17 protein-coding genes are annotated in these 24102 nt (G+C 56.8%); 7 read left to right on the top strand and 10 right to left on the bottom strand.

Annotated elements, in window-relative coordinates; all coding sequences use genetic code 11:
* Positions 1-81: 81 nt before the first annotated feature.
* The 4 genes from rpsA to THISIDRAFT_RS11885 form a co-directional block, all read right to left on the bottom strand.
* On the bottom strand, positions 82-1761 hold the full coding sequence (gene rpsA / locus THISIDRAFT_RS11900) for a 30S ribosomal protein S1 (RefSeq protein ID WP_006788044.1): 1680 nt from the start codon (positions 1759-1761) through the stop codon (positions 82-84).
* Positions 1762-1957: 196 nt separating this feature from the next.
* Positions 1958-2650, bottom strand: coding sequence for a (d)CMP kinase (gene cmk / locus THISIDRAFT_RS11895; protein WP_006788045.1), 693 nt, complete (start codon positions 2648-2650; stop codon positions 1958-1960).
* Entirely contained in the window at positions 2650-3984 is a 1335-nt protein-coding gene (gene aroA, locus THISIDRAFT_RS11890) for a 3-phosphoshikimate 1-carboxyvinyltransferase (RefSeq protein WP_006788046.1), read from the bottom strand. Before aroA ends, cmk begins: the two co-directional genes overlap by 1 nt.
* A gap of 65 nt (positions 3985-4049) precedes the next feature.
* On the bottom strand, positions 4050-4643 hold the full coding sequence (locus tag THISIDRAFT_RS11885) for a histidine phosphatase family protein (RefSeq protein WP_006788047.1): 594 nt from the start codon (positions 4641-4643) through the stop codon (positions 4050-4052).
* 220 nt (positions 4644-4863) lie between these two features.
* Between THISIDRAFT_RS11885 and argB the strand changes: the two genes are divergently transcribed.
* Entirely contained in the window at positions 4864-5751 is an 888-nt protein-coding gene (gene argB, locus THISIDRAFT_RS11880; protein ID WP_006788048.1) for an acetylglutamate kinase, read from the top strand.
* 75 nt (positions 5752-5826) lie between these two features.
* Positions 5827-7689, top strand: coding sequence for a glutamine--fructose-6-phosphate transaminase (isomerizing) (gene glmS / locus THISIDRAFT_RS11875; RefSeq protein WP_006788049.1), 1863 nt, complete (start codon positions 5827-5829; stop codon positions 7687-7689).
* Positions 7690-7748: 59 nt separating this feature from the next.
* Here glmS and THISIDRAFT_RS11870 read toward each other — a convergent pair whose 3' ends face one another.
* The 3 genes from THISIDRAFT_RS11870 to THISIDRAFT_RS11860 are packed head-to-tail and all read right to left on the bottom strand — an operon-like array spanning position 7749 to position 13794.
* Positions 7749-9017 carry an EAL and HDOD domain-containing protein gene (locus tag THISIDRAFT_RS11870; protein WP_006788050.1) on the bottom strand — a complete coding sequence of 423 codons (1269 nt, stop codon included), beginning with the start codon at positions 9015-9017 and terminating at the stop codon, positions 7749-7751.
* A 13-nt stretch (positions 9018-9030) separates the two neighbouring features.
* Positions 9031-11661 carry a response regulator gene (locus THISIDRAFT_RS11865; RefSeq protein WP_006788051.1) on the bottom strand — a complete coding sequence of 877 codons (2631 nt, stop codon included), beginning with the start codon at positions 11659-11661 and terminating at the stop codon, positions 9031-9033.
* A gap of 33 nt (positions 11662-11694) precedes the next feature.
* Positions 11695-13794 (bottom strand): putative bifunctional diguanylate cyclase/phosphodiesterase, encoded by a 2100-nt coding sequence (locus THISIDRAFT_RS11860; protein WP_006788052.1) that lies wholly within the window; start codon positions 13792-13794, stop codon positions 11695-11697.
* Positions 13795-13966: 172 nt separating this feature from the next.
* Here THISIDRAFT_RS11860 and THISIDRAFT_RS11855 point away from each other — a divergent pair, with 172 nt between their 5' ends.
* The 4 genes from THISIDRAFT_RS11855 to THISIDRAFT_RS11840 all read left to right on the top strand — a co-directional run bounded on the left by THISIDRAFT_RS11855 (position 13967) and on the right by THISIDRAFT_RS11840 (position 17726).
* A complete protein-coding gene (locus THISIDRAFT_RS11855) occupies positions 13967-15094 on the top strand; it encodes an FIST signal transduction protein (RefSeq protein ID WP_006788054.1) in 1128 nt (375 codons plus the stop codon).
* Between the two features lie 226 nt (positions 15095-15320).
* On the top strand, positions 15321-15494 hold the full coding sequence (locus THISIDRAFT_RS11850; RefSeq protein WP_006788055.1) for a hypothetical protein: 174 nt from the start codon (positions 15321-15323) through the stop codon (positions 15492-15494).
* Between the two features lie 86 nt (positions 15495-15580).
* Positions 15581-16207 carry an Lcl C-terminal domain-containing protein gene (locus THISIDRAFT_RS11845; protein ID WP_246585386.1) on the top strand — a complete coding sequence of 209 codons (627 nt, stop codon included), beginning with the start codon at positions 15581-15583 and terminating at the stop codon, positions 16205-16207.
* Between the two features lie 616 nt (positions 16208-16823).
* Positions 16824-17726: a type 2 periplasmic-binding domain-containing protein gene (locus THISIDRAFT_RS11840; RefSeq protein WP_139064014.1), complete on the top strand. Its 903-nt coding sequence runs from the start codon at positions 16824-16826 to the stop codon at positions 17724-17726.
* Positions 17727-17805: 79 nt separating this feature from the next.
* On the opposite strand, the gene THISIDRAFT_RS11835 is transcribed toward THISIDRAFT_RS11840, so the two are convergent.
* From THISIDRAFT_RS11835 to THISIDRAFT_RS11825, 3 genes are all read right to left on the bottom strand, one after another.
* On the bottom strand, positions 17806-18258 hold the full coding sequence (locus tag THISIDRAFT_RS11835) for a c-type cytochrome (RefSeq protein ID WP_006787398.1): 453 nt from the start codon (positions 18256-18258) through the stop codon (positions 17806-17808).
* Between the two features lie 219 nt (positions 18259-18477).
* Entirely contained in the window at positions 18478-19776 is a 1299-nt protein-coding gene (tilS, locus tag THISIDRAFT_RS11830) for a tRNA lysidine(34) synthetase TilS (RefSeq protein ID WP_246585385.1), read from the bottom strand.
* A 16-nt stretch (positions 19777-19792) separates the two neighbouring features.
* Positions 19793-20959 (bottom strand): ATP-binding response regulator, encoded by a 1167-nt coding sequence (locus THISIDRAFT_RS11825; protein WP_006787396.1) that lies wholly within the window; start codon positions 20957-20959, stop codon positions 19793-19795.
* Between the two features lie 264 nt (positions 20960-21223).
* Between THISIDRAFT_RS11825 and THISIDRAFT_RS14905 the strand changes: the two genes are divergently transcribed.
* Complete coding sequence (locus THISIDRAFT_RS14905; protein WP_006787395.1) at positions 21224-24100, top strand: PrkA family serine protein kinase; 2877 nt, start codon at positions 21224-21226, stop codon at positions 24098-24100.
* Positions 24101-24102: the final 2 nt, after the last annotated feature.

Below are 24102 nucleotides of genomic sequence, written 5' to 3'. Positions count from 1 at the left end.
TTAAATCGCTCAGGTTTAGGAGAAGGTTGGGCAACATACGCCCCCGAGCCGTCCCTGGCCCGGTGAGCGTGGTCGGGCGATTTACTTGTCTTCTGGATCGTGGCTGAGTTTTTCTTTCAGCAGCGCACCAAGTGACGTGGTCGGATTGACCGAGGAGCTGTAGTCTTGCAATACCTCGGCTTCCTCATCGTTTTCCTTGGCCTTGATGGACAGGGACACCGTGCGGTTTTTACGATCAACGCCGATGAACTTGGCCTCAATCTTCTCACCAACGTTAAGAATGCTGCGGGCATCTTCAACGCGATCACGCGATAGCTCAGAGGCCCGCAAGATGCCGTCTACGCCGTCACCCAGATCGACCACAGCGGCCTTGGCATCCACCTCACGCACCACCCCGCTGACGATGGAGCCCTTGGTGTATTCCGCCACAAAGTTGGCAAAGGGATCCTTGTCCAGCTGCTTGATACCCAGCGAAATACGCTCACGCTCCGGATCAACCGACAGCACCACCGCTTCGATTTCATCGCCTTTCTTGAAATTATGCACGGCCTCTTCGCCGCTCATATTCCAGGACAGATCGGACAGATGCACCAGACCATCAATACCGCCATCCAGGCCGACGAAAACACCAAAATCGGTGATGGATTTGATGACACCCACCACGCGGTCATTTTTGTTGTGCGTGGCTGCAAATTCTTCCCACGGATTGGCACGGCACTGCTTCATGCCCAGGGAGATACGACGGCGTTCTTCATCAATGTCAAGAATCATCACCTCGACCTCATCGCCGACAGTGACCACCTTGGCAGGATTGACGTTTTTGTTGGTCCAATCCATTTCCGAGACATGCACCAGACCTTCAACCCCGTCTTCAACCTCGACAAAGCAGCCGTAGTCGGTGATGTTGGTGACCTTGCCAAACATGCGGGTGTTGACCGGATAGCGGCGGGTGATGTTTTCCCACGGATCATCGCCCAGTTGCTTCAGACCCAGGGAGACCCGGTTACGCTCGCGGTCAAACTTAAGCACCTTGACTTCGATCTCTTCACCGATGCTGATCACCTCGGAAGGATGCTTGACCCGCTTCCAGGCCATATCGGTGATATGCAGCAGACCATCAATGCCGCCCAGATCCAGGAAAGCGCCATAATCGGTGAGGTTTTTGACGATGCCCTTGAGTACCATGCCTTCCTGCAGATTTTCCAGCAGGGCATCACGCTCGGCACTGTATTCCTGCTCGACCACCGCACGGCGCGAAACCACCACATTATTGCGACGGCGGTCCAGCTTGATCAGCTTGAATTCCAGATCCTTGCCTTCCAGATAGGTGGTATCACGCACCGGACGCACATCGACCAAAGAACCTGGCAGGAAAGCGCGAATATCGCCCAGTTCAACCGTAAAGCCACCCTTGACCTTGCCGGTGATTTCTCCGGTGATCGTGGCTTCTTGCTCCATCGCTTTTTCCAGACGCTCCCAGGCCTTGGCGCGTTTGGCTTTTTCGCGCGACATGCGTGTTTCACCGAAACCGTCTTCGGCGGATTCCAGGGCAATCTCAACCACATCGCCCAGTTCTATTTCCAGTTCGCCACGCTCGTTGTAAAACTGCTCAATGGGGATGACCCCTTCCGACTTAAGCCCTGCGTTAACAACAACGACATCGGCACGCACGTCGATGACGGTTCCATTCAGTATGGACCCAGGCTTCATCTGGGTTAAGGCCATACTTTCTTCAAACATCTGCGCGAAACTTTCACTCATGAGTTGGTTGAACCTACGATCAATACAAAAGGTTTGTCTACATCCGTATGCAAACCGGTTGGGTTAAAGTAAAGGGGTGTGGCGGCATCATCGTTGATGCCGTTTTAAACAAAGCGACGGCTACCTGCCTGCGCCGCGTGCGTCGCGGCAGACAGGCAAGCCGCCATTATATACGCTGTGCGGGACAAAACCCGTTTCAAGATGGATGCACGCCTTGGGCCACATAATCAAGCACCTGCGCCAAGACCTCATCAATCCCTTTGCCGGTAGAATCAATCACCAGAGCATCGTCTGCCGGCTTGAGCGGAGCGACCGCCCGGTTTGCATCGCGTGCATCACGCGCCTGCAGGTCTTCTAAAAGGGTCTGAAGGTTAGCATCAAGTCCTTTTTCTTTCAACTGCTTGTAACGCCGATTCGCCCGTTCTTCCTGACTGGCTGTCAAAAAAATCTTGTAATGGGCCTGCGGAAACACCACCGTCCCCATATCCCGCCCATCGGCCACCAGGCCCGGCACCTGACAAAAGGCCCGCTGACGCTGCAACAGCGCATCGCGTACCAACGGCCAGGTCGCCACCTTGGAGGCGGCCTCCCCGGTGCGTTCTTCTCGCAGCGCTTCATCAACCGGCAGACCATTGAGCCAGACACTCAATCCCTTCACGGGATGCAAGGCAAAACGCGCATCCAGATTCACCGCAATGCGTGCCAGGGCCTGCTCATGATCCAGCGAGACAGCGTGGCGCAGCGCTGCCAAGGCTACCAGCCGATACAAGGCCCCACTGTCGAGCAAATGCCAACCGAGTTTCTCAGCGGCCAGGGCACTGATCGTCCCTTTTCCCGAACCGGCCGGGCCATCAATGGTCAGCACCGGCGCCACCATGCCCCCTAACATCAGGCCCCCTCCCGGGTCAGCAGGCGCACGCCCGTATGCCGCGCCAGTTCGGCAAAGCCGGGAAACGAGGTATTCACATTCGCGCAATCATGGATCAGTAACCTCCCCTGCGCCGCCAGCGCGGCCATCGCAAAGGCCATCGCAATGCGATGATCGCCATGACTGTGAATCTCCCCGCCCTGCAGCGGCCCACCGGTAATCACCATGCCATCTTCCGTAGGCTGTGCGGCCACCCCGCAGGTTTGCAAGCCATCGGCCATCACCTGAATGCGGTCACTTTCCTTAACCCGCAGCTCGCGGGCACCGGTCAACACCGTCTTGCCGTGGGCACAGGCCGCCGCAATAAAAATCGCCGGAAACTCATCAATGGCCAGCGGCACCAGCGCTTCGGGAATATCCACCCCATGCAACGGCGCACTGCGCACCCGAATATCCGCCACCGGCTCACCGCCCGCCTCACGCACATTGAGCAGCTCGATATCTGCGCCCATCAGGCGCAAAATATCAATCACCCCGGTACGGGTCGGATTGATACCCACATGCTCAAGCAGCAGCTCCGAACCCTTGGCAATTGAGGCCCCCACCATAAAAAACGCCGCCGAGGAAATATCCCCCGGCACATCAATCGCCGTTGCCTGCAAGGCATGTCCACCCTCCAGACACACCTTCGGCCCCTCCCGGCGCAAGGGATAGCCAAAACCCTGCAGCATCCGCTCGGTATGATCGCGGGTTGGGGCGGGCTCGGTGACACAGGTGGTGCCCTGTGCATACAAACCGGCCAGCAAAATGCTCGATTTTACCTGGGCGCTGGCCATCGGCATCACATACTCAATGCCCTGCAAGGCATGACCGGCATGAATGTTCAGCGGTGGATTCCCGTTATCGGCCGTGGCAATCTGCGCCCCCATACGCGCCAACGGATCGGTCACCCGCCGCATTGGACGGCGCATCAACGAGCTATCGCCCACCAATACCGCCGCCAAACCATGCCCGGCCAGCAAGCCCGTCAACAAACGCATCGAAGTCCCGGAATTACCCATATCCAGCGGCTGTGCGGGCGCCTGCAGACCGCGCAAGCCAACCCCATGCACCCGCACCCGACCATCCACCGGCCCCTCAATGGGCACCCCCATCGCCCGAAAGGCCTGCAAGGTCGCCAGACAGTCCTCGCCCTCCAAAAAACCACTGATTTCGGTGCATCCCTGCGCAATCGCCCCGAGCATGATCGCCCGATGCGAAATCGACTTATCCCCCGTCACCCGGATACGGCCCTGCAACACCCCGCCCGGCTCGGCCACAAATGAAAGCGGCGCTTGATAATGCGTAACAGTCATGCAATTTCTCTAAATGAACGTGATAAACCAAAGATGGGAATGATGTCGCGACATCTTCCACAGAATTATGTCTGAAATTCCGCCTGTAACTGACCGCCATCCAGACTCAATCTGAGCCGGGCAGCATAAGGAAGGCTTAAACGGTACATGCGTTCCGAGGGAATATCCAGCACATGCGCCAAGGTGGCACGGATGACCCCGGCATGGGTCACCACCAGCACCTGCTGATTAGCATGCTGGCGAAACAAATGCTCAAGGCGCGCATCTACCCGCGCCCGAAACACTTCCAAAGGCTCCGCGCCCGCCGGACGAGACCCCAAGGCATTGCGCTTGAAGGCTTTATACAGCTCGCTTTGCTGCTCGCGGATCGTGTCAAAATCAAGACCCTCCCACGCCCCAAACCCCACCTCCTTGAGATCTTCATCCACTGTCAAGGGAAGCTCAAGGTGCTGTGCTAAGGCCGTGGCAAAATCCAGACAGCGGCGCAAGGGCGAACTGACCACCTGATCCCACCCCACCGCCTGGGCGCCCTCAACGCCCCCCACCGCCTGCCACATTTGCTCCCAGCCGGTTTCACTCAAAGGATCATCCACCCCATGCCCGCGAATGCGCTTACCCCCAACCGGCTCACCATGACGTAAAAAATCGAGTCTGATCATCTCGCCTTCCCCCCCCAATCAATGTTGAACGGGCATTGTAGGCGAGCCACCCAGCAATGGCCAATGACCCCGCAGAAAGCGCGTACTGCTGCCCCTTGCGGTGGGGCAATACGGCGTAAAAAATGCCACGCGAGTCTGTGACACGGATACGCCGGGTTAGATCACGCGGGGGTGCTTTTGCTATGCTGCACTCCTTTCTTGCTACTCAGGTTCTGATGCTATGGAGGATCGCGTGGACACGCGCATTGCTCATGTTTTAATTGAGGCTCTACCTTATATCCAGCGCTTTGCTGGCAAAACCCTGGTGATTAAATACGGCGGTAACGCGATGGTGGATGAAATCCTCAAGGAGGGGTTTGCCCGCGATATTGTGTTGTTAAAACAAGTCGGCATCAATCCGGTGGTGGTGCATGGCGGTGGTCCGCAGATCGGCAAGGTGCTCAGCCAGATCGGCAAGGAGTCGCGCTTTGTCGATGGTCTGCGCGTGACGGACCGCGAGACCATGGATGTGGTGCAGATGGTGCTGGGCGGCCTGGTGAATCAGGAAATTGTGTCCTTGATCAACCGCTTTGGCGGTCGGGCAGTGGGCTTGACGGGCAAAGACGGGCGCTTAATTCATGCCCGCCGTCTGACCCATATCCGCCCCAATCTGCAGGCTGAGGCCCCGGAGATTATCGATCTGGGTCATGTCGGTGAGGTAGCGGCCATTGATCCGGCGGTGGTGCATATGCTGGATTCGGGTGCCTTTATTCCTGTGATTGCGCCGTTTGGCGTGGGTGAAGACGGCGCCACCTATAACATCAACGCCGATTCTGTTGCTGGAAAAATGGCCAGCGTGCTGGGAGCCGAGAAATTGATCCTGCTGACCAACACCAGCGGCGTACTGGATAAACAAGGCCAGCTGCTGACGGGCTTGAGCGCATCCCGGGTCGATGAGCTGATTGCGGATGGCACCATTCACGGCGGCATGATTCCCAAGATTCAATGCGCGCTGGATGCGGTGCGTTCCGGGGTGAAAACCGCTCACATCATTGACGGGCGAGTAGAACATGCGGTCTTGCTGGAATTGTTTACCGATCGCGGGGTGGGCACCCTGATTCGTGGCTAAGTAAAAACGGCATCGGGAAGATGCCTGTACCGTTGTTTTCGCCCATCGTATACCTTTAAGGCTAAGCATCCCTTTATGTGTGGAATTGTTGGCGCCATCGGCGCAAATGACTTTACCCCTTTCCTGCTCGCAGGCCTCAAGACCCTGGAATATCGCGGCTATGACTCGGCCGGGCTGGCGGTGCTGGATGCGTCCGGGGCGTTGTGTCGCGTGCGCGCCAAGGGGCGGGTATCTGAACTGCAGGCGCGGGTGGCGCAGCTGGGAATTAGCGGTGCCGTAGGCATTGCGCATACCCGCTGGGCCACGCATGGCATCCCGGCAGAGCACAACGCTCATCCGCATGTCTCGGGCGGTCTGGCAGTGGTGCATAACGGCATTATCGAAAATTATGAAGCACTGCGAGGGCAGCTCCAGGCCTTGGGCTATGTGTTTAGCTCAGATACCGATACCGAAACCATCGCGCATCTGCTGCGTGCCTGTTTGTGCGAGGATGCCACGGCATTGGGCTTTGCGGGGCCTGCTCCCGATCTTTTCACCGCCGTGCGCCGGGCAGTGCTCTTTCTGCAAGGGGCTTATGCCCTGGCGGTCATGCGTGAGGAAGAGCCCGACTGTCTGGTAGTAGCGCGTGAGGGTTCGCCGTTGATGCTGGGGCTTGGTGAGCGGGGGCATTTTGCCGCCTCGGATGCCTCGGCGCTGGTGTCGGTGACGCGCCGCATGATCTATCTGGAAAACGGCGATGTCGCCCGGCTACGCGGTACGGGCGTGGAGCTGGTCGATCGTCAGGGGCAGGCGGTGGTGCGTGAGGTGGTTCAATCCACGCTCAGCGCCGATGCCGTCGAGCTGGGCGATTACCGCCATTTCATGCAAAAAGAGATTTTTGAGCAGCCCCAGGCTTTGGGGAATACCCTGGAGATGATCGGCGGGGCAGCCCGTTTGCAGCCCGGCATTTTTGGCGTAGAAGCGAGCGAAATCTTTGCACAGGTGGAGGCGGTGTTGATTCTCGCCTGCGGCACCTCCAGCTATGCCGGTCAGGTAGCCCGCTACTGGATTGAAGCGGTGGCAGGACTACCCTGCACGGTGGAGATTGCCAGCGAATACCGCTATCGCCACAGCGTGCCGAATCCGCAGCAACTGGTGGTGGTGATTTCTCAATCCGGCGAAACCGCAGACACCTTGGCAGCCCTGCATCATGCCAAGGCACAGGGCCATGCCTATACCCTGTCCATCTGCAATGTGCCGGAGTCGGCCATGGTGCGCGCCACGCGCCTGCGCTTTATCACCCGCGCCGGGCCAGAAATTGGCGTGGCCTCAACCAAGGCCTTTACCGCACAGCTGGCGGCGCTGTTTTTGCTCACCTTGTCCTTGGCCAAGGTGCAGGGGCGTTTATCATTGGAGACGGAGCAAACTTTTCTGGCAGAACTGCGCCATCTGCCGGTGGCGGTGGAGAATGTCCTGGCCCTGGAACCACAGATCAAACGCTGGTCACAGCGTTTTGCCAGCAAGCAACATGCCCTGTTTCTGGGGCGGGGACATCATTACCCCATTGCCCTGGAAGGTGCCTTAAAGCTCAAGGAAATCTCCTATATCCATGCCGAGGGCTACCCCGCCGGTGAGCTTAAACACGGGCCGCTGGCACTCGTGGATGCACAGATGCCGGTGATTGTGGTCGCGCCCAATGATGCCCTGCTGGACAAACTCAAGGCGAATATGCAGGAAGTACACGCCCGAGGCGGGGAGCTTTATGTATTCGCTGACGGCGGAACAGGCGTTGTACAAAGTGATGGCGTCAACGTCCTGCGCCTGCCGGAACACTATGGCCTGTTATCGCCCGTCTTGCATGTGGTGGCCTTGCAATTACTGGCCTATCACGTCGCCCTGGTCAAAGGCACCGACGTAGACAAACCCAGAAATCTGGCCAAGAGTGTGACGGTGGAGTAATAAGCCATGTGATGCTGTGTCGCGGGCGATTTGCGCGGCGAAAGGATGGCGAACCGAGGTTATCCGGGACTTAGGCTCATGCCGTGTGCGGTGAGCAGGTTTTCCGTCCAGACGCTGGCTTGCAGGTAGTCCTGGTTTAAAAGGGCGATGAACTGTGGCGATTTTTGTAGCAGGCGTCCGGCTTCGTAGTCTTCCACCAGTTGCAGTAATTTACCCAGTTCGCCTTCACGGTGCAGCAAGGCGTCTTTGATTGCCTCGCTAAAGGGCATGGTTTTGAGCAGTTCATTGAGGGGGGTGTCTTCCAGGCCTTCGAGGTTGGAGAACAGGCCGACGATGAAGGCGCTGTCTTTGTCCAGGGTGCTGATGCGTTGGGCCAGATGTTTGCACATCGCCGCGCGGATCAGCACGGTGCGCAGGCGCACTTGATGAATGGGGTCGTTGCGTGATAGCAAAATCGCGGAGGCTAGCGCCTTGATGCGGTCAAAACCGGCAATGAGGATGGCGTCGCGCAAATGGGTAATCGTATGCGCCCGGCGTTGATTGGCAGCGGAGTTGATGTATTTAAGCAGCAGGGTGCATAGATGCGGGTCTTGCGCCAGCAGCGTTTCCAGTCGCTCCAGGGCGGGTTGGGCCAAACACAGCTCACTGAGAATGCGCAGTTGGGCCTCGCGGTTGCTGTGTCGCTTGAGACCGAGGGTGCGGATTTCTGCGGGGGGCGCAAAGACATAGCCCTGAAACAGATCAAAACCTGCGGCCTTGGCCTGTTCCAGTTGCTCGATGCTTTCCACAAAGCAGGCGACCAGCAATACCCCGGCATCTTTGTAGGTTTGCAGGTAGCGCAGGGCGTGGGGGGCGTGGGGGGCGCGGATGTCGATTTTCAGATAATCCACCAGATTGAGCGCCGACAGGGGGTGGGTTTCCAGCGAAAAATCATCCAGCGCAATGCGGTAGCCATTCTGTCGCAGATATTCGAGTTTTTTGCAGGCATCGGCCTGGTGCAGCAGATGACAGGGCACTTCTGCCACCAGTTGTTCACTGGACAGCGGCATGATTTCGGGGTTGTTGATCCATTCTTCAGAGGTATTGAAAAACAAAGAGCGCGAGCCCACCAGGGCAGACAGCCCGACTTCATACAGCGCGGCGCTGCAGGCACGGGCGGTCGCCTGCAAGGGGTCGGCGATGTCGGCATGATCAGCATTGTGCTGTGCCCGGTAGAGTAATTCATCGGCCACATGGCGATAGTGGCGGTCACAAATGGCTTGCAAGGCAATGGTGTAGCTTGCCTGGGTCTTGGATGCGGCAGGTACGGGGGAGGCTGGGTCTGTCATGGTTTTATCGTTATTATGCTAAGCGGGTACGCTGGGCACTTTCAATGGGTTGTCGCTGTTGGGCAGTGCTTTGTATGGCGGTATCCAGCGCCTCAAGTTCCCTTAAGAGTTGCTTGAGTGCGGCCTCAATCTGTGCAGGCGTCTCTTTGGCCTTGCACAGTTGTTCAAGGTTGAGGGCGGCGGCTTGCGCCGGGGCGGCGCAAAATGTCGCGCACTGGCTTTTGAGTGTGTGCGCCAGCAAGGCCAGGCGGGCGATGTCCTGATCAGCAAAGGCCTGACGCATGTCCTCGAAGGTCTGTGGCAACCCTTCGGTAAACATCGTCAGCGCCGTGCTCAGGATGGCGGCCTCGCCCCCCAGTTGCTTAACCGCACGATCCCAGTCCAGCAACAGCGGCGCCTCTGTGGGGATGGCGTCGCTACTTTGCGCCGTTTCCATGTTTGGAGCGACATCTGGAAGATGCCGCCACGTATCTTCTGTGTCAGCATCGCCCAAGGCCAGCAGATCGTCCAAGCCGCTTAGCCGTGCGCTCTTTTTAACGCGATGGCTCACCGGATGTTCTGCCACCACCCGCTCAATCTCCAGATACAGGGCGCTCGGTTCCACCGGCTTGGCGACATAGCCCTGCACGCCTTCGGAAAGATAATACTCTTTATCGCCTTTCATGGTATTGGCGGTCATGGCGATGATGGGCACGAAGGGACGCCCGTGCGTTTGCGCATCCTCACGGATGCAGCGAATGGCTTCAATGCCATCCATCACCGGCATCATGATGTCCATCAAAATCAGGTCAAAATCTTTTTCCTGCGCCATGCGTACCGCCTCGGCGCCGTTATTGGCCACGCTGCACTGGGCGTGGATTTTTTCCAGCAGTTTCAGCGCCACCATCTGATTGATCTGATTATCCTCCGCCAGCAAGATAGCCAATGGCCGGGTGGTCTGTGCCAAGGCCGAGACATCCTGCGGCGGGGCATTCAGGCGGGCATTTTGCGCAAACACCGCCCGCAGATCATTGAGCGCAATGGGTTTGGTGAGATAGCCCAAGAGGTCTAGTTCTTTGCAGCGTTCGGATTCTTCTTTGAGCGCGGAGGCGGTGAGAATCAGAATCTGGTGCCCTTCGAGCAGGCCGTTTTTGATGATTTGCTCAGCGGCGGTGTAGCCGTCCATGCCCGGCATGTGGCTGTCCATGAACACCAGATCAAAGGGTTCTTGAGCCTCCCGCGCCCATTTCAGGCGAAAAATCGCTTCCGGCCCGCTGCTGCAAATCTCATGCGGGAGATCAATGATCTGCATCATCGCCGCAAACACCTCGCGATTGATCGGCTCGTCATCCACAAACAAGACCTTGCGAATCTGCGGACAGTGCGGCGGAGCGGTGTCGATGATCGCGGCGGGATCGGCCAGCGGCAGCGGCAATTTGACGGTAAATTGCGAGCCTTTGCCCAGCTCACTGCCCACGCTGATCTGCCCCTGCATCAGCTCCACCAACTGCTTGGTAATGGCCAGCCCCAGCCCGGTGCCTTCATATTTGCGATTACGCTGCGTATCCACCTGCTCAAAGGCATCAAAGATGCGCACCAGCTTATCTTGCGGGATGCCGATGCCGGTATCTTTGATGTGAAAGGAGAGCAGACACTGATCCCCGGCATCACTGTCCAGAGCATTGGCCTCCAGCGTCACGCTGCCGCGTTCGGTGAATTTGAGCGCATTCCCCAGCAGATTAACCAGGATTTGCTGCAAACGCACCCGATCAGCAGTGACATAGCGCGGTAACTTAGCGCCCAGGCGATAATGCAGCTGAATATCTTTGGCCAAGGCCAGCGCGCTTTGGGTTTGCATGACCTTGCCGATAAAATCCACTAAATCGAGCACTTCTTCATGCAAATCAACCTTGTTGGCCTCGATCTTGGAAATATCCAGCACCTGGTTGATGATCCCCAGCAAGTGCTGTGCCGACAGCTTTGCCAGCCGCAGATAATCCTGCTGGCTTTTTTCCAGCGGGGTTTCCAGCACAATATCCAGCATCCCGAGAATGCCGTTCATCGGGGTGCGGATTTCATGGCTCATATTCGCCAGAAAGCGGCTTTTCGCCACATTGGCCGCCTGCGCCGCCTCCATCTGATGCTTTAATTCGGCTTCATACAGACAGGCCTTGGCCGAGTAGGCCAGCTTATCCATCAGTTTTTGTAAGGACTGCACAAAGGTCTCGCGCATCGCCTCGCCGGTACGATGCAACACCAGCACCCCAAAGTCGGGGAGATTGAAGGCATAAAAGGTCTGTCCCGCCACCGCGCCTGGCGCAGCGCGTGGCAGGCCTTGAGTCCATGCGCTGATTTCACAAATACGCATGGGCAGCGCCAGCGATTCGCGAAACTGAACATATTCCGGCTTGTTGGCAATATTGCGCGGCGCGACATAGACCTTATCCCAGGCAATCGGCGCCTCCAGACTGATCAGGCGCTTACATTCCTCACAGTCCACCTGATAGCGCAGCACCACCGCTGCATTGCAATTGCACAGACGCATGAGGGTGCCCAGGCTTTGTTTGAGCATCGCCTCCAGCTCAAGGGTACGGCCAATGGATAAGGAGATTTCATATAAAATCTCGGTTTCATTGATGGCCTGAGCGTGTACTGTGTCGGGCATGGGTATCTCAGCGAGTAGGTCAGGGGTAGCCAGTTAGGCGTCAGAAGCCGGGCAATGTTGCGCCTGCTCGACGGCGTGTTGCTGGAAAAAGGCTTCAAATTCATCGGCGGGCAAGGGTTTGGCCAGCAAAAAGCCCTGGATTTCCTGAATCCCGAGGGCATCCAGATAATCACGCTGGCGCTGTGTTTCGACCCCTTCGGCAATGATTTTCAGGTTCAGGCCATTGCCCAGCACATTGAGCGCCCGAATGATGCTGCGACTGCGCGCCTCATCGGTGATATTGCGGACAAAACTGCGGTCAATCTTGAGTTTATCCAGTGGAAAGCGCAACAAATATTCCATGGATGAGTAGCCGGTCCCAAAATCATCAATGGCAATCTGAAAGCCCGCGCTTTTGAGCTTTTGCAAGGTGAGCAGGGTCGCTTTGGGATTGCGCATCGCAATGCTTTCGGTGATTTCCAGCTCAATATGTTCTGCGGGTACGCCATACTGCGCCACATGGTGCTTAATCCTCGCGGTCAAATCCGGCTGCTCAAACTGCAAGGCCGAGAGGTTAATACCCATGCGCAGCGCCATCCCCTGCGCCCGCCAGCTCGCCGTCTGGGCGCAGGCCGCTTGAATCACCCACTCGCCCACGGCCTGAATCTTGCCGCTTTCCTCCAGCAAGGGGATAAAGCGATCCGGCGAAATCACCCCCTGCCTGGCATGGCGCCAGCGTAACAGCGCCTCGGCGCCGACAATCTGCCCGGTGCTCATATCCTGCTGGGGCTGATACACCAAAAAAAACTCATCGCGCTCCAGCGCCCGGCGTAAATCCGTCTCCAGAATAATCCCCTGGGTTGAGCTATCCAGATCAATCTGATGATGAAAGCTCAGTTTCAGACCGTTTTTCTGGCGCGCATGACGCTGGGCGCGCTTGGCCAGCTGAATCAAGGCCTCGGCCTGCTGGGCATCGTGCGGATAGCGACAGCCACCGACGGAAAAATCCACAAACACCTCGCGGCTGCCGATGCCATAAGGCCGCTCCAGAGATTCAGCCCATTGATCAAGCACGATCTCATTGACCTTATCGCCCGTCTCAATGGGAAGCGTCAGCGCAAAGGTATCGGCCTCCAGCCGACACAGCAGCGCATTAGGCGGGGTATGCTGTTGCAAACGCTGGGCAAAGGTGCGCAACACCTCATCGCCGGCCTTGATCCCAAAGCCCTCATTGATGCGATGCAGCCGATGGATGTCAAATACCAGCAGGGCAAAGGGCGCCTGCGTGGCGTTCAAGCGCTGAATCTGCTCGCCAAGCAGGCGGGTAAACAGGCGCTGATTGGGCAGGTCGGTGAGTTCGTCATGCCCGGTCAGATAAAAGGCTTGATCTTCAAAGGCGCGCAGGGCGGTGACATCCTGAAAGGCGCCGATCATTACGGTATCTTGCGGTGGAATCGTCCCCTGCAAACGCAAGGTACGCTCCTGATGGCCCTGTCCCAGGGTCACTTCGGTATTAAAACCCTCGTGATGCTGCACCGTAAGATTTAACAGGCTTTCCAGGCGCGCTTGATCCGATGGCACCACCTGCTTGACAAATTCATCCACCGTCGCGGGGAGCGCCTCATGCCAGCCCAGCAGCTCGGCGGCATCCTCCGACCAGCAAATCATTTTTGTGCGCACATCCAGTTGCCAAAAGCCCAGGTGCGCCAGCCGGCAGGCCGTTTGTTGCTGCAAATAGAGCTGGCGCAACATGGTTTCGCGCTGCGCCCCGCGCAAGGCATAGCGCACCCGCTGAATCAGCAACGGCAGATTGATCGGCTTGGTGATGAAATCCGTCGCCCCGGCTTCAAAAGCCTCATTAACCGATGCCACATCATCGGCCCCGGTGAGCATTAACACCGGCAAATGCTCATGCCCCGTCAAGGCCCGCAGGGTTCGCAACACCTCAAAACCACTGATCCCCGGCATCATCACGTCGAGCAACACCAAATCCACCGGATGCGCCCTGATCTGCTCCAGTGCCTGCACGCCCTGCTCTGCCTGGATCACACGATAACCTTGCTGCTGCAACCCCGCCGCGACCAGTAAACGCAGCGTAGGATCATCATCAACCAGCAACAGCGTATGCTCTGCACTCTCCGATAAGCGTTTCATCAGTTTTTTTATCCAGTGATGGCGGGATGGGCCGATACACGATGCCACGCTACCAAAAACCACGCAACATAGGCCAAGATAACGCGGTATTTGGATATACTTGACCTCGTTGACCCCCCTGATCAGCGGCCTCTATGCTAACCATGCGATGCGACAACAAAGGCAGATAAACATGCAGCTTTATTTTGAACCCACAGGAAGCCTGGCGCAATTTGCCCTCGCCCTGCAAACCCTCAACCGCAGCGACGATCTTAAGGCCATTCTCGTATTAGGCTGTGATCATAATGACTGGGATACACAAAAGCTATCCCAGCTTCTGCGTGACAACCCGCTGCCGGTCTTTGGCGGCATCTTCCCGCAAATTGCCTATGCCAATACCAATTACGCCCAAGGCACCCTGCTGGTCGGCTTACCGGTCACCCCTGACCTGGCAGTGATTGAGGGCCTGAGCGATCCGGCAGCTGACTTTGATCAACACATCGAACACGCCACCGCCGCATGGGAAGATCTGGATGGCCCCGCCACCCTGCTGGTTCTGGTGGACGGTCTGGCCAGTCGCATCAGCAGCCTGATTGAAGGCCTGTTTCTCTATTTCGGCCTGGATGACAACTTCATCGGCGGAGGCGCAGGCTCATTGAGCTTTCAACAACGCCCCTGCATCCTCACCCCGCAGGGCGTCTTGCAGGATGTTGCGATTCTCGCCCGTCTGCCACTGTACAGCAGCATCGGCGTCACCCACGGCTGGCAGGCCATCAGCGAAGGCATCAAAGTCACCAGCGCCCAGCGCAACCTGATCCAGACCCTCGACTGGGAACCGGCCTTTGCGGTCTATAAACGTCTGGTGGAAGCCCACAGTGGGCAAGAACTGCGTGAAGATAATTTTTTCGACCTGGCCAAATCCTACCCCTTTGGCATTGCCAAACTGGGCACGGAGATGATCGTGCGTGACCCGCTCAAAGTGGTCAATGGCTCTGAATTGCTGTGCGTAGGCGAGGTGCCGGAAGGGTGCTTTGTCAAACTGCTCAACGGCACCAGCGACTCCTTGATCGAAGCCGCCGCCGCCGCTCGGGATCAGGCCAAAGACGGGTTCAAACAGCCGGGTGCAACGGCAGGCCTGTTTATTGACTGCATCTCGCGGGTATTATTTCTCGGCGACAAAATCACCCAGGAATTACAGGCCGTGGGACGCGAAACCCCGGTCTTTGGCGCCTTTACCCTGGGCGAAATCGCCAACAGCGGACATGATTATCTGGAGTTTTACAACAAAACCTCCGTCTTGGGACTCTTCCCCACACGCTAAGCCAAACAGCCCGCCATCTTCGGCGAAGCTGCTGCGGGTAGCTGGCCAGATCGGTACGCAGGCGCGGCCAAGGGGTGTATGTATATACAGTGTTTGCCGGGAGCGCACAGCTCCCGCTGTGCACCGGGGGAACGGAGCTTTAGCTCCGTGCTCCTGATAAACTGGGGCTGCGCGTTCCCAGGGTGTTGCTACGTATGACGATTTAACAGTATTGAGGATTCTGATCATGGTGATCAAAAAGCGGATTAAATTTGATTTTGTGATGGATGGGCACACGATAAGTGATATCGACAGCTTACGAGAGCATTTCTGCACGGAGGTCTATGAGCATTTGCACAGTGGTTTATTGGAAAAATGGCTGTTGTCCCGCAAAGAAAACGCCTTGGCTGAGCAGGTATAGGGGTTAAAAACTCTACCTAAAAAGACGCTTTGCAGGGTTTATGTACCGCATTTGATATTGAGATAGATGCACAAATTCTGGAGGCGATGTGTGCCACTCCTAGCGGCGACAGCGCGGGGACGATGAAGTTATTGCAAGATCATGAGGCCGCATTAAAGCGGGTAGAGGAGTTAGAGAAACTACTTGCCCATGAACGCAGCTTTATCGGTTCTCGACGTTACCAGGATTTATATGACGGCACGGTGCTGGATGTCCGAACGGGGCTGCAGTGGATGCGTTGCAGTCTGGGACAAACCTGGGAAAACGGGCGCTGTATCGGCAAGGCCAATGAATATACATGGGATGCGGCCTTGCAGGCCGCGCAGGCGCTGAATGCCTCCGGTGGCTATGCCGGTTATACGGATTGGCGCCTCCCGACACTCAAGGAATTATTCAGCCTGGTGTATTGTTCCTCTGGCCGACAAAAACCTTTGGAATTTGATGCAACGGGCGAGCCTGTAGGAGGTTCTGGGCGTTGTGAAGGTGACTATCACAAGCCAACCATTGATTCGCTGGCCTTTCCAAAAACACCTGCTGATTTCTTTTGGTCGTCTTCGCCCTATGCCAGTTATACTGCTGATGATGCGTGGTACGTGAGCTTCGGGTACGGTAATGTCGGTAACCGCTACAAGATCGCGCAGTACCGGGTGCGTCTCGTTCGTGCGCGACAGTAATGGGCTTTTGGCCTTCGTGGCGGCATCATCTTGATGCCGCTTAAAAACTCCCCTCCTTTTCAAGGAGGGGTGGCGCGTAGGGGCGGGGTGGTTATGGGTGGTTTTGACCCCCTCCCCGCCTGCGGCGGGACTCCCCCTTGGCAGGGGGAGAGTCTTTGACGTGGTGGCATCAAGATGATGCCGTCACACGCGCCCCACGCGGGCGCGTGGATTGAAACTTTATTACTCATCAGTTTGCGCGAGAAACCCCGGCCGCAAGGCCAAGGAGGGATAGCGCAGCACGCAAAGCGTGCGCCCGTTTCCGACGCCTCTTCTTTGGTAGGTTGCTCTCTCTATACATGGATGCTACCTTTATTTTAACCGCCGGGCTGGCGGGGTTAGTCTGTGGAGAGAACGTAAATCCTGTGTTGCTGTAAAGCGGCATTGGCTGATCTCGTTGAAACAGAAAGTCCTAATCGTGAGGTTAGGAATCCCCCGCCTTCAGGCGGGGGAGGATGTCAACAAGTTATGCTTGCCAAGGTGTTATGTCGTGCCTGACACGGGCGCGTAAATTAAAACTAGGAGGCTGTTGATGCGTAGATTCTCTTTTTCTCAGTGGTTAGTATTCGGATTGCTCTTGAGCGGTGTATCTAGCACCCCGGTGTTGGCGCAGGGCGCCATCCATGCGGGTTCGCCGACGGGCAGTTATACCAATGATTTTTGTCCGCAGGTGGAGCGGGCGATTCGCAAGGAGTTTTTTGAGCATAAATGCGCTACCAGTCAGGGCAGTGCGGATAATGTGGCCAGGGTGTTAGAAAACCCCAAAGATATCGGCATCGGTCAGTTTGATGTGGTGGCGGCGGTGGCCGATGAGCAGCCGGGGCGGATTGCGTTGGTGAATCCGGGCATCGGCCTTGAGTGTCTGTATGCGGTTACCCGTGAGAGTGGTATCGACAACCTGCGCGGTTTGTCGCCACGGATGCCGGTAGCCTTGCCGTCTGAGCGCAGTGGTTCTACGGCGACCTTCCGTTATCTGCAAAGCATGGATGAGAGTCTGGCCAATATGCGCAACATCACCTATTTCGATGGGGCGATGGAGGCGGTGCAGGCGGTGATCGATGGGAATGCGGCTTTGGCCTTTTTTGTGCAGTTCCCCAACACGCAAAATCCAGTGTTTAAGGCCATTAACGATGCAGGCTTAAATTTTGTGCCGGTGGTCAATCGTCAGATTTTGCGCCGCGAAGTGGCGGGGCAGCAGATCTATCAGCCGCAGGAAGTGGTCGTGACTCCGGCCGGTTTGCTGGGGCGTCTGGCGGGGCGTGAGCCGGATAAGGTGATTACCACCTGTATGCCAGTCGTCTTGTTTACCGGTGATCCTTCGGTGTTTGCTGAAGGGAGTGACGAGGCTCAGGATCAGGCCGATCTGATCAAGCATCTGGCCGCCACCAAAGCGCCGGATTCTGGCAACTGGACGGATGTGCTGAAAAATGCGGTGTCGGTCAGCCGTGAGCGGATGCAGGAGATGATGGATCGCTTCTAAGGGGCAGCCGCTTTGCGACTAAAAAAACTGCCAGAGCGGTGTTGCTCTGGCAGTCTGCGTATCCCGGATTAAAGCCTAATCAACGAGAAACCCGGAAGTCATCGTGGCAGGCCTTGCAGCTTTGCCCAACGGCACCAAATTGGGCACGAATGGCACGGGCATCCCCGCCGGCAGCGGTTTCCGCCAGCTTGCCAATTTCCTGCTCAAAGGCGTTTTGGCGCTGCATGAAGGCATCCCACTGGGACCAGATTTCTGGCTTGGAAGTGGTGTCACCAATCGCTGAGTTTTCCACATAACCTTCAATGGCGTCTTCACGCATGGCGTTGATGCGCCCGGCATGCAGGGCAAAACGCTCGGCATCAAAGGGGGCTTCTCCGCGTGCCATGGCGGCCATCGCGTCCATATTCCACTTGTACACCTGATAAACCGCTTTACGGTATTTCAGCGCATCTTCCGGGCTCGTCGCCCAGGCAGAACCGGCACTCAAAACCAGCACCAGACCAGCAATCATCGCATAAACTGCGTTCTTCATCAGTCACAATTCTCCGTTACTTTATATTTTAAATGGATATTCCAAACAGGGCTGTGCGAATACACCCGCACCCGTTCAATGACCCGGATATGCCAGACAGGTTCCATTTACCGTGCCAAGGGTCAAGGGTCAAGGGGGTTAGTCTAACACAGCTTAAGTGGCGTGGCGGTGTGGGGCAAGCGGACCGTTATATCGATATGCTCTGGTGGTGAACGCTATTCACGGCCAGCGTACATAGATCAAACATTCTCCGCGATAAATCAACGGGATGCGTTCGCGTTCCCAGGGGGGAATCCCAGCGGCCTGAAAGCGTTTTTTTAGCGATTGGGTGTGGCCTTGCCAAGGCAGCGTTTCACCGCCTTGGCGAAACCGGACCCACAGGGTTTCATCGGGACGCAGCGGCGGGGTGAGTGCGGGTAATTCTGCGGGCGTTAAGCACAGGTTTAACGTCTCAAGTCGCAGCACGCTTTGGCCATCCCAAGGTAAGGATATGCGAGGGTCATGGGGCGCCAGCGGCGGCATGGCGTAGAGGGTGTCGCGATAGCGGCGCAGCTCGGCACCCTCCCAGGTGATGTGCGGGCTGGCATCGTGGCGGGCGGTTAACAGCTGCGCAAGTCCGCTGTGCAAACGGGCCTGTGGCGGCATTGGCAGGCCTTTCTCATGCAGCCAGTAGCGCAACGCATTGACCTGGCGTGCCGGTTTGAGCAGACGCAGACCTGCGATCGAGAGCTGACCGGGGGTGAGGGCGCGCACACTGTCTAAATCACGGCGGGCCAGTTCACCGAGTAAATCCTGGGCCTGGGCCTGGTGTTTGGCAGCGCGCGCCAGCGTGGCGACGGTGCCGGGAAAGCGCTGCTGCAGGCGCGGCAGAATCTCATGGCGCAGGTAGTTGCGATCAAAGCGCGTATCCTGATTACTATCATCTTCAATCCAGCGCAGTTGATGGGTGTGGGCATACTGCGCCAAGGTGCTGCGTGACACCTCAAGCCAGGGGCGGGCCATGAAACCCTGGGCAAAGGGTTGCCAGGGCGCCATGCTGGCCAGTCCGGCAAGGCCCGCGCCGCGCAGCAGCTGCAATAACAGGGTTTCCGCCTGATCATCTTGATGTTGAGCCAGTAACAACCCGGCGCCCGGCGGGAGTGCCTTGGCCAGTAATTGATAGCGTTGGCGGCGGGCAAAATCTTCCAGGCTGTATCCAGTGGACGGGCGGGCGTTGATCCGCTGCACCGTCAGCGGGACTTCAAGCGCGGCACAGATTTGCTGGCAATGTTCGACCCAGTGATCCGCCTGGGGATTGAGGCCGTGATGGATATGCACAGCCTGTAGGCTGAGTGAGGCATCATGCTGCGCCAAGAGCTGCATGGCATGTAACAAGACGTGGGAATCCAGGCCGCCACTGTAGGCCAGACAATAATGGCGGGTAGGCGGATAACGCCGCAGATTCTGCACTAGCTGTTGCTGCACGGTCTGGACGATGGCGGAGTGCGCGCACGCGGACATGCTTGTTTTAAGCGGCATCTGGGCGATGCCACCCCTATTGGGCAAGGTAGCTGCAATGCGGAATGCGGGCGAGCAGGTGGTCCTGGGTGGCGTCATCTGCGACCTTGCACAGCGCTAGACCACCACCCAGCGCGGTGAGGATATTGTGTGCCACCACCGGTGCCAGCCCCATGTTTTCGGCGCGTGAGCAGGAGCGCACAGCAGAGGCCAGCTGAAAAAATTCCTCTGCCTGGGCGGCATTCAGTGACAAATCATCCAGGGCGATGCGGAGGTTGAGCACATGCTCCTCCAGACTGAGTTCCAGGACAAGATGGTGCCTGGGTTTGGAAAAACAATGGGCCAGTTGTACGGCGGTTTTTAGCGCCTTTTGTACTAAAACGGGGTTGGCCTGGCTGTGCAGCGCGGTGAGATCGGTGCGCGTGTGTACGGTAATCACCAAGGGTCGCAGCGCCTGTTTGAGATCATCAACAATATGGGCCAAGGACGTGCTTTGCGCCATATCGGTGCTGAGATGCTTCAGCTCGGCCAGCAGGGTGGCGTCGTTAATCAGGTTATGCAGACGTTCGCTGCTTTGGCGAAAGGCATCGGCAAAGCCTGCCGTTTCCTCGTTATCGGCGCACAGCTCCAGCAATAATTCACCAATGCCTAGAATGCCATTGGCCGGGGTGCGGATTTCGTGTGAGATCATGTGTAAAAAATCGTTTTTCAGCCGATCCAGCTCCAATAAGCGGCTGTGCGCCTGGGCGAGTTCCTGGGTGCGCTGGGCGACAAGCTGCTCCAGATTTTCGTTGTGTTCGGTCAGGCGGCGTTGCAGATGGATGATGCGCAGATGGGTGGCGACTCTGGCCAGTACCTCGGCTTCCTGAAAGGGCTTGGTGACATAATCCACGCCGCCCAGCTCAAAGGCCTGCAGCTTGTGTTCAGTGTCGTCCATGGCGCTGATGAAGATCACGGGAATGCTCGCCAGAAGGGGGATGGCTTTGAGCTGCCGACAGACCTCAAAGCCATCCATCTGGGGCATACGGATATCCAGCAAGATCAAATCCGGCGGGTTTTTTGCGGCGGCCTTAAGCGCAAGCTCTCCACTGGGAAAGGCTACTGCACGATAGCCATTTGCATGGAGGATTTCTCCCAGCAAAATGAGGTTGGTTGGCGTATCGTCCACCAGCATGATCGTGGTGGTCGCCTGTACACTCGACATAGATGATGCGCCCTTTATATTTTGAATGCAGAAAACGCTGCGCTTTAGCTGTGTTAAGTTATGCTAACCGAAAAACCACCGCGCTGCGATAGTATGTATCGCCTCGTGTCAAATGAACTCACCGCAGCCCGGCGTTCTCATAAGGCAACCCAGACGCTGTGCTTTTCACGCTGCAGCGGTCTGCCCATGTGGTTTTAACGGGTGTTTTTTTGCATGATTAACCGTGAGTAACCTGTCCATTCCGACCATCGCGAGGTAAGCATCATGGATTCGGCAGAGACTTTAATCGCGCACTATGCGCGTCATTATCAAAAACGTCAGGAAGCGGAGCTGTCCCTGGCACAATACCTTGAAGCCTGCAAGGATGACCCATTGCACTATGCCAGTGCCGCCGAGCGCATTGTGGCGGCCATCGGTGAGCCAACGGTGGTCGATACGGCCCAGGATGAGCGGCTCGGGCGGATTTTCATGAACCGCACCATCAAGCTCTATCCGGCCTTTGAAGATTTTTACGGGATGGAGGAAACCATTGAGCGCATCGTGGGCTTTTTCCGCTATGCCGCCCAGGGGCTGGAAGAGCGCAAGCAGATTTTGTATCTGCTGGGGCCGGTGGGCGGAGGCAAATCCTCGCTGGCAGAACGCCTCAAAAGCCTCATGGAAAAGCATCCGATCTATGTGCTCAAGGTCGGCGATGAGCTTTCGCCGGTATTTGAAAGCCCGCTGGGGCTGTTTGATCCGGTCACGATGGGGCCGCTGCTGGAGGAGCGTTTTGGTATCCCGGCGCGCCGTCTTACGGGCTTAATTTCACCGTGGGCGGTCAAACGCTTAGATGAACTGGGCGGCGATATTTCCCGCTTTAGTGTGGTGCGGCTGTATCCGTCCAAATTGCGCCAGATTGCCGTGTCCAAAACCGAGCCGGGGGATGAAAATAATCAGGATATTTCCTCGCTGGTGGGCAAGGTGGATATCCGCAAGCTTGAGCTGTATAGCCAAAATGACACCGATGCCTACAGCTACTCCGGCGGCCTGAACCGCGCCAATCAGGGCATTTTGGAATTTGTGGAGATGTTTAAGGCGCCGATCAAAATGCTCCATCCGCTGCTCACAGCCACCCAGGAAAGCAACTATGTGGGCACGGAAAACATTGGTGCCATTCCCTTTCAAGGTATCATCATGGCGCACTGCTTTAGCGAGGATACCGAAATCCTCACCGTCGGGGGATGGAAGCGCCGTGAAGCGGTCGAGGTCGATGATCTGATCGCCACCCTTAATCGCGAGACTGGCAAGATCGAATATCAACCGGCGCTGAAGAAATACGAAATGTATTACGAAGGCCCGATGTACCACCTCTCCAGCAGTGCGGCTGATCACCTCGTCACGCCGAATCACAAGATCATCTACGAGTCCTATGGTTCTTATAAGGAAACGCTCGCCGAGGACTTCTTCGTCAAGGGGGCACATCTGCCCGTCTCCGGCGTTTTGGAGCGCCCGGATCTCGATTACTACGCCAGTGATGATGAGTTACGCTTCCATATCTGGTGTGTGACCGAAGGCTCGGTCCATTACATTGCCAACGACGGACGTCTTAATTATCGCTTTCACTTCAATAAAGACCGCAAGATCAAAGCCTTCCAGGAACTGCTGTCCCGACTGGATTTTTCCTGGCAGCAGGGTGAGGAATCTCCGGACGGCACCACGGCATTTTATGTCAAGCGCATGTCGGCCAAATTCACCAAGCAACTCACGGAAATCCACCGCCTCCTGTCGGCCCGGCAAGCCACGATACTCTTGCAGGAATGGGGCATCACTGATGGCAGTCAGGGGCAAAACAGTCGGGAGAATCACTACCAACTCAGCACCAATGTGCCTTTCCATCGTGATCTCCTGCAGGAACTGGCGGCACTGAGCGGCAGCAAAACGACCTGCGCCATCAGTCGTAAAGAAGGTTATGCCGATGTGTTCATGCTCAACACCCGGCTGGGCGTGAATCAGGTGCGCAGTGACAACGTTAACAAGGGAATGGTTGACTATGCCGGCATGGTCTGGTGCCTGGAGACGCCGAACCATACGCTGATTGCGCGCCGCAATGGCAAGGTGCTGATTACCGGCAACTCCAACGAATCAGAATGGCAGACCTTCAAGCACAATAAAAACAACGAGGCTTTCATTGATCGCATTTCGGTGATCAAGGTGCCCTATTGTCTGCGCGTCACCGAAGAGGAGCTGATTTATCAAAAGCTGGTCAGTACCAGCGAGCTGGCGCAAGCCCCTTGTGCGCCCTCAACCTTGGAGATTCTGGCGCGTTTTTCGGTGCTCACCCGCCTCAAAGAGCATGAAAATTCCAGTCTGTATTCCAAGATGCGCATCTATAACGGCGAGAGCCTCAAAGACACTGACCCGCGTGCCAAATCCTTGCAGGAATACAAAGATGTCGCCGGGGTGGATGAGGGCATGGACGGAATTTCCACCCGCTTTGCTTTCAAGGTACTCTCCGAGACCTTTAACTACGACACCCGCGAGGTGGCTGCCGATCCGGTGCATTTGCTGTATATGCTGGAGCAGGCCTTGCGCCGTGAACAATTCCCCGAGGAAACCGAACGCCGCTATCTGGAAATCATCAAGGCTGATTTGGCACCGCGCTATGCCGATTTCATCGGCAATGAGATTCAGAAGGCCTATCTGGAGTCTTATCACGACTTTGGGCAGAATCTGTTTGAGCGCTATGTGGCCTATGCCGATGCCTGGATCGAAGACCATGATTTCAAAGACCCGGACACCGGACAACTGCTGGATCGTCAGGCGCTCAATCAGGAATTGACCAAAACTGAAAAGCCCGCCGGCATTGCCAACCCCAAGGATTTTCGCAATGAGGTGGTCAAATTTGCGCTACGCGCCCGCGCCAGCAAGGGGGGGGAAATGCCGGAATGGACGGCGTATGAAAAAATCCGCGAAGTCATTGAAAAACGCATGTTTGCCCATGTTGAAGACCTGCTGCCGGTGATCAGTTTTGGCGCCAAGGCCGATTCAGATGTGGACCGCAAACACCATGAATTTGTCGAGCGCATGGTGACGCGGGGCTATACTGAACGCCAGGTACGTCGCCTGGTCGAATGGTACATGCGGGTCAAACAGGCCGGTTAAGC

The sequence above is a fragment of the Thiorhodospira sibirica ATCC 700588 genome, from assembly GCF_000227725.2.
GTDB lineage: Bacteria > Pseudomonadota > Gammaproteobacteria > Ectothiorhodospirales > Ectothiorhodospiraceae > Thiorhodospira > Thiorhodospira sibirica.
This window is presented reverse-complemented; position numbering and strand designations above follow the sequence as displayed.